The organism is Streptococcus mobilis (assembly GCF_059727625.1).
The window spans coordinates 1,399,142-1,412,296 of the sequence record NZ_AP041823.1 but is presented as its reverse complement, the minus strand read 5'-3'; the positions used below and the strand labels follow the sequence as shown (position 1 = coordinate 1,412,296).

General features: G+C 44.2%; 12 protein-coding genes. 11 read left to right on the top strand and 1 reads right to left on the bottom strand.

The features are described from left to right. Positions 1-19: 19 nt before the first annotated feature. Entirely contained in the window at positions 20-2,179 is a 2,160-nt protein-coding gene (locus AC6IZR_RS06725; RefSeq protein ID WP_497848319.1) for an LTA synthase family protein, read from the bottom strand. A gap of 230 nt (positions 2,180-2,409) precedes the next feature. Here AC6IZR_RS06725 and AC6IZR_RS06720 point away from each other — a divergent pair, with 230 nt between their 5' ends. From AC6IZR_RS06720 to AC6IZR_RS06670, 11 genes are all read left to right on the top strand, one after another. Next, a complete protein-coding gene (locus AC6IZR_RS06720) occupies positions 2,410-3,573 on the top strand; it encodes a class I SAM-dependent rRNA methyltransferase (protein ID WP_497848318.1) in 1,164 nt (387 codons plus the stop codon). Then, positions 3,570-4,247, top strand: coding sequence for a type I 3-dehydroquinate dehydratase (gene aroD / locus AC6IZR_RS06715; protein ID WP_049474751.1), 678 nt, complete (start codon positions 3,570-3,572; stop codon positions 4,245-4,247). The genes AC6IZR_RS06720 and aroD overlap by 4 nt, the downstream gene beginning before the upstream one ends. Further along, positions 4,237-5,106 carry a shikimate dehydrogenase gene (aroE, locus tag AC6IZR_RS06710; protein WP_497848317.1) on the top strand — a complete coding sequence of 290 codons (870 nt, stop codon included), beginning with the start codon at positions 4,237-4,239 and terminating at the stop codon, positions 5,104-5,106. The genes aroD and aroE overlap by 11 nt, the downstream gene beginning before the upstream one ends. A 113-nt stretch (positions 5,107-5,219) precedes the next feature. After that, entirely contained in the window at positions 5,220-6,293 is a 1,074-nt protein-coding gene (gene aroB, locus AC6IZR_RS06705) for a 3-dehydroquinate synthase (protein WP_497848316.1), read from the top strand. Positions 6,294-6,299: 6 nt separating this feature from the next. Next, positions 6,300-7,466 carry a chorismate synthase gene (gene aroC / locus AC6IZR_RS06700; RefSeq protein ID WP_497848315.1) on the top strand — a complete coding sequence of 389 codons (1,167 nt, stop codon included), beginning with the start codon at positions 6,300-6,302 and terminating at the stop codon, positions 7,464-7,466. Between the two features lie 16 nt (positions 7,467-7,482). Further along, positions 7,483-8,589, top strand: coding sequence for a prephenate dehydrogenase (locus AC6IZR_RS06695; protein ID WP_497848314.1), 1,107 nt, complete (start codon positions 7,483-7,485; stop codon positions 8,587-8,589). 100 nt (positions 8,590-8,689) lie between these two features. Then, on the top strand, positions 8,690-9,028 hold the full coding sequence (locus AC6IZR_RS06690) for a YlbF/YmcA family competence regulator (protein ID WP_497848313.1): 339 nt from the start codon (positions 8,690-8,692) through the stop codon (positions 9,026-9,028). A 172-nt stretch (positions 9,029-9,200) separates the two neighbouring features. Beyond that, positions 9,201-10,484, top strand: a complete 1,284-nt coding sequence (aroA, locus tag AC6IZR_RS06685) for a 3-phosphoshikimate 1-carboxyvinyltransferase (RefSeq protein ID WP_497848312.1) — start codon at positions 9,201-9,203, stop codon at positions 10,482-10,484. Next, positions 10,477-10,962 carry a shikimate kinase gene (locus tag AC6IZR_RS06680; RefSeq protein WP_497848311.1) on the top strand — a complete coding sequence of 162 codons (486 nt, stop codon included), beginning with the start codon at positions 10,477-10,479 and terminating at the stop codon, positions 10,960-10,962. Before aroA ends, AC6IZR_RS06680 begins: the two co-directional genes overlap by 8 nt. After that, the gene (gene pheA / locus AC6IZR_RS06675) at positions 10,953-11,807 is read left to right on the top strand and encodes a prephenate dehydratase (protein WP_497848310.1); all 855 of its coding nucleotides are present in this window, start codon (positions 10,953-10,955) and stop codon (positions 11,805-11,807) included. The genes AC6IZR_RS06680 and pheA overlap by 10 nt, the downstream gene beginning before the upstream one ends. Then, a complete protein-coding gene (locus tag AC6IZR_RS06670; protein WP_497848309.1) occupies positions 11,804-13,117 on the top strand; it encodes an LCP family protein in 1,314 nt (437 codons plus the stop codon). Before pheA ends, AC6IZR_RS06670 begins: the two co-directional genes overlap by 4 nt. Positions 13,118-13,155 lie beyond the last annotated feature (38 nt).

The following is a 13,155-nucleotide window of genomic DNA, read 5'->3' as shown; positions in this document are numbered from 1 at the left end:
TTAAACTCAGGGATTCTTTTTATTTAGAAGAACTGCTACTGGTCTCTGTTGAGGAAGAACTATCGTCTTCTGGGTGCAATTCTTTATAAGTCGGTGCCTTGAAGAGATCAACGGTAGACTGGTTGCCACGTTGGTTATAAAGGCTGGTTGATTTGTCACCTTTTTCCCTTTCAATCTTCTTCAATGCCTTGAAGGAATTGGTGTAGGAATAATCTTCTGGATTGACTTTTCCAAGATCATTGCCCTTGAAGAAGCGAAGGAGGTCACCGGTCTGGATGCTATCACTAATCTTCAATTGAAGGTTAGCAGCTTCCCTAATCTTGTCCAGTTCTTCCTTGGTTTTTTCGTCTGGGTTCGTGATTTCCTCACCTGTTTTAGTGTAATAGGTCCGGCCACTATAGCTTGTATACTCAGGAGTTACAAAGTAGTTAGCGGAGCGGAAGGCTACAATTTGATCATGATCTGGTGAGAGCATATCTTGACCAACTTGGAGGAATTTGTTGGATTCAATGCCCAGCAAATGTTCCAAGGTTGGGAGCATATCAATTTCGCCACCATAGGTATCAATGATGCCGCCCTTATCCATACCTGGAACGACTACCATATAAGGTACGCGTTGCAACATGGCATTGTCATAACTTGACCACGTTTCAGAGTTCTTACCAAGTAGAGGAGCAAGAGCTGGGTTACGAGAGTTTGAAATTCCGTAGTGGTCCCCATAGAGAACGATGATGGAATTTTTGTAAAGACCAGATTCTTTCAGGTAATCAAAGAATGCTTTGATCGAAGAATCTAGGTAGTTAGCGGTCGCAAAATAGCCATTGATGGTTTCGTCCTGAGTCTTAGCTAGAGGGAAGCCAAGATCATCTCCTGACAAGCTAGTTGTATAAGGATAGTGATTGGAAACCGTAATGAACTTCGTATAGAAAGGTTGTTGCAATCTTTCTAGGTATTTAATGGAATCCTTGAGCATGTATTTGTCATTAAGACCATACTGGAAGGAGTTGCTGCTGTTTTGTTTGGTGAAGTAGCTGGCATCAAAGAAGTAATTGTAGCCCCATTGTTTATAGGCGGTATTTCGATTCCAGAAACTTCCAGCATTCCCGTGGAAAACAGCGCTCGAGTTGTAACCATTTTTTGAAAGAATAAATGGTGCAGCCTGTTGGGTATTGGTTCCACCATAGTTCACCATAAAGGAACCTTGGTTGAGTCCGAAGAGGCCTGTTTCAATCATGGTCTCAGCATCAGACGTTTTCCCTGCCTTGACTTGGTTAAAGACATTTGAAAAGGCAAAGGTTTCTTTCGAGTGGTAAAGTGAGTTTAAGAAAGGTGTCACTTCATATTCTTTATCGTCTACTTTCAACTTGTAATCGATCAAGAATTGTTGGAAACTTTCCAAGTGAATGTAGATGACATTACGGCCTTTGGCCATTCCAAAGTACTCAGGATTAGGCTTGGCATAATGCTGTTGGATATATTCTTCCACCGGTTTTAAATCTGCTTCGGAGGCTTTGGAACGTTCTTTGTTGGCAGCATAGGTCTGATTAGCACTGTAACCTAGAAAGGCTGGTAAGCCTAGGGCACGAACGACATAGTAGTTTGAGAACCCACGAGTCAAGAGCTCAGGTCGGTCAATTTCTGCGAGGAAAAGGTTGGCCGAAAAGAGCATAGCCGATAAAGAGGTAACCGCAAAACTAGCTCGTTTATTGAAGGGACGATTGTCCATTCGAATCCATTTCTTAAAGAAGAAGAAAGCTAGAATAGGGAAATCTAGAATGTAGATCACATCCCAAGGGCGGAACAATTCTAAAGCAGCAGCTCCGAGACCGGCAGAAACCTTGCTGGAAGCCAACATGGTATTGACCGTTACGAAGTCTGTAAACTCTCGATAATAGATGGAGTTGGAAATCAACCAAATAAATAAGAGAAGGTAGATCCCAAAGGCCAAACTATAAAAGAGCTTGGTTCGTTTGATATAAAGTGCAAGACCAATGAAGAGCAGACTGATCGGCAATGGGTTGATCACTGCTAGAAAAATCTGATACGGTCCCTGAATGTCTAAATTAAAATCAACTGAATAGGCCCACATGGTTTTGAACCAGTAGAGCAACAGAAGGGTCAAGACAAATCCTAGTCTGGTACTCATGAAATTGAGTATCGAATTCGTAATTTTTTTCACAAAATGTTACTTCCTTGTCTTATTTCCTAAAAATTTTCATATACAAGTATACCACAATTTTATGGAGAAAGAAAAAAATGACTGTAAAGGAGAGGAAAGAAATAGGAAAGATCCGGCATTTTATATCATTTGAAGCTAAATGATGAAAGCTAGGATAAAACGGTAAAAAAAGTTCCAGTAAATAAAGCCTCTCTTTGTGAAAACTGCAGACTTTTGCTATAATAGAGGATATGAAAAAACTCACAGTCAGTCGCCAAGTCGCAACAAAAATCAAACAAGGACAATCCCTTCTTGAAAAGCAAGATTTTGAGTCACTTCCTGCTTTGAATCAAGCGGTTCAATTGCTTTCAGGAGATGGAAAATCCCTAGGAGTCGGATACTTATCTGAACAAAATAAAGGGATTGGATGGTTTGTTTCACAAGAGTTGGTCACTTTTGATCAAGACTTTTTTAAAAAGCTTTTCATCAAAGCCAAGCAATATCGTCGTTCTTATTATGAGGATGAGAAGACAACTGCTTTTCGTCTCTTTAACCAAGAGGGAGATGGTTTTGGTGGTTTCACGGTTGACTTGTATGGTGAGTTTGTTGTTTTTTCTTGGTACAATCCTTTCGTATTTCAGATCAAGGGAACCATTCTAGCGGCCTTTCAAGAAGCTTTTCCAGAAGTCCGAGGGGGCTATGAAAAGATTCGCTTTAAAGGCTTGGACTATGAATCAGCTCATGTCTATGGAGAAGAAGCTCCGCAAGAATTTTTGATTCTTGAAAATGGGGTCTCTTACCAAGTCTTTCTCAATGATGGCTTGATGACGGGGATTTTTTTGGATCAGCATGAAGTTCGAGGTAGCTTGGTAGAGGGCTTAGCTGCGAGCAAGTCCTTGCTTAATATGTTCTCCTATACGGCGGCCTTCTCTGTGGCTGCGGCAATGGGTGGAGCAGTTGAGACAACATCGGTCGATCTGGCTAAGAGAAGTAGAGAATTATCAGAAGCGCATTTTGTGGCAAATGGCTTGGCGTTGGATGCTCATCGTTTTGTCGTGATGGATGTCTTTGACTATTACAAATATGCCAAACGCCATGACCTAAGCTATGATGTGATCGTGCTTGATCCGCCTAGCTTTGCGCGGAATAAAAAACGGACATTTTCAGTCGCTAAAGATTATCATCGATTGGTCAGCGAGGCTCTTGAGATTTTAAATCCAGGTGGGACCTTGATTCTCAGTACCAATGCAGCAAATGTGACCAAAGATAAATTTAAAAAACAAATCGAAAAGGGATTTCAAGGTCGTAAGCATCGCTATGTAGCGGAATACGGACTTCCGGGTGATTTTCGATGGAACAAGAAAGAAGAAAGTAGTAATTACTTAAAAGTATTTACGATTAGGGTGGATGTATGAAGTTAGTTGTTTCGATTATGCCTCGCTCCTTAGAAGAGGCGCAACAACTAGATAGTTCGCGTTACGAGGATGCAGATGTTATTGAGTGGCGTGCGGACTTTTTAGAAAAAAGCGAGATCTTAACCGTCGCTCCTGCAGTTTTTGAGAAATTTGCTGGACGCGAGATTTTATTCACCTTGCGGACTCGAGCTGAAGGTGGAGGGATGGAGCTGACTAATGAAGAATATGTTGGGATCCTGAAAGATATTCAATCCATCTATCATCCGGATTATATCGATTTCGAGTATTATAGTCACCGTGAAGTCTTTGAAGAGATGTTGGAATTTTCAAATCTTGTTCTCAGCTACCATAACTTCCAAGAAACTCCGGAAAATATGATGGAGATCTTATCGGAATTGACCAGTTTTTCTCCAAAATTAGTCAAAGTATCTGTCATGGCCCACAATGAACAAGATGTTCTTGACTTGATGAATTATACGCGTGGTTTCAAGACGCTGAATCCTGAGCAAGAGTATGTAACCATTTCCATGGGCAAGGTCGGGAAGATTTCGCGCTTGACAGCTGATTTGACAGGCTCTTCCTGGTCTTATGCTAGAGTCGGAGATGAAAGCGCCCCAGGTCAAATTCCTCTTGAAAATATGAGAAGAATTCGGGAGTTATTAAATGAAGATTGACGGATATACTCGGATGGCAGCGGTCATTGCCCATCCCATTCGTCATAGTATCTCTCCTTTCATTCATAATCTAGCCTATGAATTAACAGCGACCAATGCTGCTTATCTAGCTTGGGATATTGCTGAAGAAGACTTAGAAAGCACCATCAGCCAAATTCGTAAGTTGGATATGATTGGAGCCAATATCTCCATGCCCTATAAGCAGAAGGTCTTTCCTTGCTTAGATGAAGTGGATGAGATGGCCCGAAAGATCGGCTCTGTCAATACCATTGTTCACCGTGATGGCAAGCTTAAAGGCTATAATACGGATGGGATTGGTTTCTTTCGCAGTTTACCGATGACCTTTTCGATGAAAAATGGAGTCATGGCGATCCTGGGTGCTGGGGGTGCGGCTTCTGCGATTGTGGCGCATGCCATTGCGCAAGGGGCAGCAGAGATCCATCTGTTTGAGCGCTCGGAAGGCTATGAGACTTCCAAACAACGCTTGGACCAATTAGGAAAGAATTTTCAGTTCGACTTGCAATTGCACTATATCAAGGATACAGAGAAACTTCAAACGATTCTAAATAAATCCGATTTGATCTTGAATGCGACAGGTGTGGGCATGGATGGTGAGTCCCTCCCCATTCCTGAGAGCATTCAATTTCCAAAAGAAGCGATTATTGCTGATATGATTTATTTTCCAGCTGAAACTCCATTTTTAAAATTGGGTCGCCAACAAGGCAATCAGACTTTAAATGGACTGGGAATGCTGTTTTATCAGGCAGAAAAAGCCTTTGAGCTAATGACGGAGAAGGATTTCCCAGCGGACGCAGTTTGGGAAGCTTTAAAAAATGAATACAGTCATTTTATACATTGAAAAAAACAAGACCTTTGTGTCTTGTTTTTTTCTTGCATAACTCCTTTTCAATGCAGACAAGGAGATGGATTCATGGTAAGATAAATAGAGAACATGCTGAAAAGGAGATTCCTATGAACGTATCGGTACCTATTCCAGGACATTCCTATGATATTGTGATTGAAAGAGGTGGTCTCAACCAGGTTGGAGATTGGTTGCGCACTCTTTGGGGCGATAAAAAAGTCGCTATTATTTCCGATAACCGTGTAGCTAAGTTATATGCGTCTATCGTAGAGAAGAGCCTTGAGAAAGCTGGTTTTCAAGTGGTGCGCTTTGAGTTTCTTCAAGGGGAAGCCAGTAAGAATCTAACCACTGTTTCAAAAGTTTATGAATTTCTAGCTACCCAGGGCATGACGCGCAGTGATGGAATCGTTGCTCTTGGGGGTGGCGTAGTTGGTGATTTGGCTGGTTTTGCTGCCTCGACCTATATGCGGGGAATTTCCTTTGTTCAGATCCCGACTAGCTTGACCGCACAGGTGGATTCTTCTATCGGGGGAAAGACTGGAGTCAACACAGCACTTGCCAAAAACATGGTGGGGACCTTTGCCCAACCAGACGGTGTGTTTATTGATCCTGAAGTGTTGAACACTTTAGGACACCGTGAATTGATCGAGGGAATGGGCGAAGTGATCAAGTATGGTCTCATCCAAGATACGGAACTTTGGGAAGAATTGGAAGCCATGGATGGTTCCATCGAGAGTATTTTAGAGCATGCAGAGAGCATCATTTCCCATTCTTGCCTGGTGAAGCGAGACCATGTTGTGGCAGATGAGTTGGACAATGGTATTCGACTGTATCTCAATTTTGGTCATACCATTGGGCATGCCATTGAAGCGACAGCTGGTTATGGACAGGTTATGCATGGGGAAGCCGTTAGTATGGGCATGGTGCAGCTCTCCCGAGTTGCAGAAGAAAAGGGCTTGATGCCGAAGGGAATCACTCAAAAAATCGAAGAAATGTGCCGGAAATTTGGCCTTCCTGTGACCTATGAGAACTGGGATAAAGAAGCCCTTTATCAAGCCTTGACCCATGACAAAAAAGCACGTGGGACTAGCTTGAAATTGGTGATTGTTCCAGAGTTGGGGCAAGCAGCGATTCATCAAATCCCTCTTCACGAAATGAAGGACTTTTTAGAAAGAAAGGAATAAGGTCGTATGAGATATTTAACAGCAGGAGAGTCCCATGGACCTCGACTAACAGCCATCATCGAGGGGGTTCCGGCAGGCCTTCCTTTATCTGAAGAGGATATTAATAAAGAGCTCAAACGTCGACAAGGTGGCTATGGTCGTGGTGCTCGGATGAAAATCGAGAGTGACCGGGTCGAGATCACATCAGGGGTCCGTCATGGCTTGACCATGGGAGGTCCGATTACTCTCAACGTGACCAATCTGGATCACCAAAAGTGGTTGGAGATCATGAATGTAGCACCGGTCAAAGAGAAAAAGAAAAATCTGCGTAAGATCACCAAGCCACGTCCTGGTCATGCCGATCTAGTCGGAGGGATCAAATACCGTTTTGACGATCTTCGTAATTCGCTCGAACGTTCTTCAGCCCGTGAGACGACCATGCGTGTAGCCGTTGGTGCGGTTGCGAAACGGATTTTAGAAGAAATCGGCCTTGAAGTGGCCAGCCACATTGTTAATTTTGGGGGAATTGAGATTGCAATTCCCGAGAATCTAACCGTTTCAGAAATCAAGGAAAAGGCAGCGAAGTCGGAAGTTTCGATCGTTGTGCCAGAACAAGAAGAAGCCGTTAAGGCCTACATTGACCAAGTAAAAAAAGATGGCGATACCATCGGGGGAATTGTAGAAACCTTGGTTGGAGGTGTGCCTGTTGGACTAGGATCCTATGTGCAATGGGACAAGAAATTGGATGCCAAAATCGCTCAAGGGGTGGTCTCTATCAATGCCTTTAAGGGAGTGGAGTTTGGTCTTGGGTTCGACGCAGGTCGCCTAAAAGGTAGTCAAGTCATGGATGAAATCATCTGGTCTCAGGACACTGGCTATACCCGTCGCACCAATAATCTTGGTGGTTTTGAAGGGGGCATGACCAACGGTGAGCCCATTCTAGTTCGTGGCGTTATGAAACCTATTCCGACCCTCTACAAACCTTTGATGAGTGTGGATATTGAAACCCATGAGACTTATAAGGCAACGGTTGAGCGCAGCGACCCAACGGCTCTGCCAGCTGCAGGTGTGGTGATGGAAGCAGTGGTCGCAACAGTCCTTGCTACAGAAGTGCTTGAAAAATTCTCATCCGATAACTTGGAAGAATTGAAAGAAGCCGTTGCTAAGCACCGGGACTTTACGAAGAATTTTTAAGAGAAAGAGTTTTCCTTTGGAGAAGAAAGTTGTATATATTGCAGGCTTGGGCTTGATTGGTGCATCCCTCGCGCTAGGCATTAAGAGGGCCCACCCAAATGTGACCATTCTTGGCTACAATCGTAGTGAAGCCTCTCGAACCATCGCTCTTGAAAGAGGAATAGTGGATCAGGTGACGGATGATTTCGCAGCCTTTGCCCCTTTAGCAGATATCATTATTTTGGCCCTTCCCATCAAGCAAACCAAGTCTTACTTAGAAACCTTAGCTAGCTTGCATTTGAAAGACCGGGTACTGGTGACAGACGCAGGCTCTACCAAGGCAGAAATTGTCGCACAAGCTGAAAAAGTGTTTACAGATAAGGATGTACGCTTTGTGGGAGGACACCCCATGGCTGGTAGTCATAAGACAGGTGCTGCAGCAGCAGATGCCACCTTATTTGAAAATGCCTATTATATTTTTACCCCTTCCAGCTTGACGACAGGGGGTGCCATGGAAGAGTTGAAAGAGCTTCTGAGTGGATTGGGATCTCGATTTATTGAAATCGATGCCGAGGAACACGATCGGGTGACTTCCCAGATCAGTCATTTTCCTCATATTTTAGCCTCAACTCTGGTCGAGCAGGCCGTAGCTTATGGGAAAGAGCATGAAATGACCCGCCGTTTTGCAGCTGGTGGCTTTCGGGATATGACCCGGATTGCAGAAAGTGAGCCAGGCATGTGGACTTCTATTCTCTTGTCCAATTCTCAAGCGATATTAGAGCGGATTGCAGATTTCAAAGAGCGTTTGGATCAGGTGGCTGAGACTATCCAAGCAGATAACGAGGAGGCCATTTGGTCCTTTTTCCAAGAAGGGCGGAAGCACCGAAAAGAAATGCAGATCCATCAGCGTGCTGGACGTGATAGTGCCTATGATCTCTTTATCGATGTCCCAGATAAAGAAGGTGTAATCCTCGAAATCTTACAACTCTTACAAGGGATTTCCTTGGTCAATATTCACATCAATGAAGAAAATCGGGAGGATATCCACGGGATTTTGCAGCTGACCTTTAAAAATGCAGAGGATCAAGAGCGGGCCCAAACATTGATTAGCCAGGCGACATCTTATACCGTTCTTGCTTGCTAGGTCTACAGAAGGATTTGCATCAAAAGGCCTGCTTCATTTTAGGAATATTGAAGGAAAAGCAGTATAATAGAAGTATCTTATCAGTAAAGGAGCCTAGAAAATGGCAAATATTTATGATGTAGCAAACGAACTCTCTCGGACTCTGCGAGACCTTCCTGAATACATGGCTGTCGTAGAAAGTAAGCAAGCGATTGAAGCAAATCCAGAAGCGAAAACGCTGTTTGACGAATACGTCGCTTTCCAAAATCAATTGCAAGGTTTGATGCAATCCGGTCAACTTCCAACAGAAGCTGTGCAACAAGAAATGAAGGACTATATGGAAAAAATCCAAGCAAGTCCGATTGTGAATGAATTTTTCACCAAACAACAACAATTGTCTATTTATCTTTCAGATCTTGAAAAGATCATCTTTGAGCCGATTCAAGATTTATACAAATAAGAACCACTACCAGAGTTGTCATTTCGACTCTGGTATTTTCGTTCGCCACTAGAGAAAAACAAGCTCAAAAAATGCTTGGAAACATTCGTTTTTTGTTCCAAATTTTTGATCAAAAATTGAATTCATGTCCTATTTATGATAGAATATGTGGAAAAGCACTCTGGAGATGGCAATGAAATTAAGAACCAATAGCAAGGGTCTAAAGGGAACCATTCGTGTCCCTGGTGACAAATCCATCAGTCACCGATCGATTATTTTTGGAAGTCTTGCAAAGGGCGAAACCAAGGTTTATGATATCTTGCGAGGCGAAGATGTGCTTTCTACCATCCAGGTGTTTCGAGATTTAGGAGTCTCTATCCAAGATGACGGGGATGTGATTCGGATTCAAGGAGTAGGTTTTCAAGGTCTTCAAGCCCCGACGTCTCCCCTTGATATGGGCAATTCAGGAACTTCTATTCGTTTGATCTCCGGTGTTTTAGCTGGTCAGGATTTTGCAGTGACCATGGTCGGAGACGACAGCCTTTCCAAACGGCCCATGGATCGTGTGGCGATCCCACTGCGTCAGATGGGAGTTGAGATTGCTGGTCAGGGAGATCGCGATTGCCCACCTTTACATGAAAAAGGGACCCATCAGCTCCAACCGATTCATTACCGTTTGCCAGTGGCATCGGCCCAAGTCAAGTCTGCTCTCATTTTTGCGGCTTTACAGGCTGAGGGTGAATCAACGATTATCGAGAAGGAAAAGACGCGTGACCATACGGAGGATATGATTCGCCAATTTGGTGGAGAGATCCAGGTGGATGGAAAAACCATCCGCATCCAAGGGGGACAAGAGTTCCAAGGTCAAGAAGTCATCGTTCCTGGAGATATTTCCAGTGCAGCCTTTTGGTTAGTGGCCGGCCTCATTCTGCCAGAGAGTGTGATCAAGATTGAAAATGTTGGTATCAACCAAACTCGGACAGGGATTCTCGATGTGATTCAAGAAATGGGGGGAGAGCTCACCATGGAGGATCGCGATGAAAAAGCGGTCTCTGCAAGCCTCACTGTCAAGACTTCGTCCTTAAAAGGGATTCGGATTGATGGGGAGTTGATTCCACGCTTGATTGATGAATTGCCGATTATTGCCTTACTAGCGACACAAGCAAATGGCCAGACCGTGATTGCGGATGCTGAGGAGCTTCGTGTGAAAGAAACGGACCGCATCCAGGTTGTAGCAGATAGTCTCAATGCTATGGGAGCCACTGTCGTGCCAACGGAAGACGGCATGATCATCACTGGACCGACTCCCCTACATGGAGCAGACTTAGAGACCTTTGGAGATCACCGAATTGGGATGATGGCTGCCATTGCTGCCTTATTGGTGAGTGAAGGAAATGTGATGCTGGATCGGGCAGAGGCCATTAACACCAGTTACCCTAGTTTTTTTGAAGATTTGGAGACCTTACTGCATGGCTAAAATTTTACTTGGTTTTATGGGAACAGGTAAAACGACCGTTGGTCGCATTCTTGATCCAAAGTTCCATGATATGGATGAATTAATTGTTGAAGAGATCGGTATGTCGATCAATGATTATTTCGCAGTGGAAGGAGAAGACGCCTTTCGTCGTCGCGAGGCTGAAATGCTGGAGCGTTTATTGGAAAATGAAGCGGCCATCATTTCTCCTGGAGGCGGGATTGTCGTCAACCCTCATAACCGTGCGCTCTTGGAAAAAAATCCTCACAACATTTATCTGCGGGTAGATTTTGAAACCTTGTACAGACGGATTCAAAATGACAAAGCCATGCAACGTCCCCTCTTTTTAAACAACACCAAAGAAGAATTCAAGAAGATTTTTGATGGTCGTTTGCCTTTGTATGAGGATATTGCTACCCATATTGTGGATGTCGAGGACAAAACACCTGAAGAAATTGCGGAGATCATTCGATGCTTGTAGGCTATCTTGGTCCCAAGGGATCCTTCACCCATGATGTAGCCACTCATAGCTTTCCAACTTCTGAACGCATTGCCTATCGGACGATCACAGATGTCATCAAGGCTTATGAAAATCAAGAGATCGATTTTGCGGTTGTCCCTGTTGAAAACTCGATTGAAGGCAGTGTCCATGAGACCATTGATTACCTCTTTCATCAAGGGACCATTCAGGCCGTTGCAGAAGTGGTCTATCCCATCAAGCAACAGCTCTTGGTTGCAAAGAAAGATCGGCCTATTCGAACGGTCTATTCGCATCCACAGGCCTTGGCCCAAGGGAAGGCTTTCCTAAGAGCCCATTATCCGGATGTAGCCATGGAAATGACGGCTTCAACAGCCTATGCGGCTCGCTATGTGGCAGAGCATCCAGACTTGGAAATTGCGGCGATTGCCCCTCTGGCAGCAGCTAGTGAGTACGGCTTGGAAGTCCAGGCCAAAGACATCCAAGAAATCGAGGACAATTATACACGTTTTTGGATTTTAGGGGCCAAAGAGCCCGCGGTCTCAGAAACATTGAACCCCTCCCTTCAAAAAGTTAGCTTGGCCTTGACCTTACCAAGTAACTTAGCAGGAGCCCTCTATAAAGGTTTGTCCACCTTTGCTTGGCGGGGGATCAATTTAACCAAGATTGAAAGTCGCCCCCTAAAAACAGCTTTAGGAGAATACTTTTTCATTATTGACCTCCTAAATGAAGCGCCTGATCTTTTGCAGTTTGCCTATCAGGAATTAGACAGTTTGGGCATTCAGACAAAAGTCTTGGGTCAGTATCAGGTCTATACCTTAAAAGAAAACGGAAGGAAGAAAAGATGAGTAACGAATCCAACTTTCTATCTCACCATGAGCGAAAGCGATTAGAGTACTTATACTCAAATTTTCATTATTTGAATGAACGAGAACAACTAGAATACAATTACCTGCTCAAGAAGAGCCAAGGAGCTTATGAGGAAGCAGAAGCCCTTCAACCTGAGGTAGACGCTACAGAAGAAGTGCAAGGTGAGATTGCTGAACCGATTGGGGATCTCCCTGTTTACCAGTCACGTAGCAAAAAGTCTAAGAAGAAAGCAGTTGCTACGACGAGCGATATACCTAAGAAACCACGGAAAAAGATCCGCGTCAAGCGGATTCTCAAGTGGCTTGCTCTCTTTTTCTTGCTCATTATCGGTGGCATGGTCTTCATGTTTGTGAAAGGCCTCAACAGCAAGCCGACAGGTCCAGATGCCAAACCGGCTGTCGTTGAGAAATTTAACGGCAAGAAGTCGCGAGATGGGGTCAATATCCTGATTTTGGGGACAGATGGTCGGATCGGTGAGAAATCGGATGAGACCCGGACAGACTCCATCATGGTGGTCAATGTCAATAACAAAGAAGGTAAGATCAAGATGGTCAGCTTCATGCGGGATACATTGGTCCATATCGATGGTGTCAGCCAGCAAAATATTCCAGAGTATGATGGCTACTACGACCAGAAGCTCAATACGGCCTTTACTATCGGGGAGCAAAATAACAACCAAGGAGCTGAATTGGTGCGTCAGATGCTCAAAGACAACTTTGACATTGACATCCAATATTACGCCATGGTCGATTTCAAGACCTTTGCGACAGCGATCGATACCCTCTTCCCAAATGGGGTCGAGATGAATGCGCAATTTTCAACGGTTGATGGCGAAAAGGTCAGTGAAGTAGAAGTACCAGATGATTTGAACATGAAAGACGGTGTCGTTCCGCAGCAAACCATCAAGGTTGGAAAACAACGGATGGATGGCCGGACCCTTCTCAATTACTCGCGTTTCCGCAAGGATGATGAAGGAGACTTTGGTCGGACCCGTCGCCAACAAGAGGTCATGTCCGCTATCATGCATCAGATCAAGGATCCAACCAAACTCTTTACGGGATCAGAAGCCCTTGGGAAAGTCTTTGCCATGACGTCTACCAATGTTCCTTTCTCCTTCCTATTGACCAATGGACTTGGACTAGTCGGAAGTGCTGGAAAAGGAATTGAACGAGTGACCATCCCAGAAAATGGGGATTGGGTCGATGCCTACGATATGTACGGTGGCCAAGGCTTGCTCGTTGATTTTGATGCTTATAAAAAGAAATTGTACCAAATGGGACTGAGATGATATAATAAGGGGATAGGAGTTTTGGACTCCACCCCTTT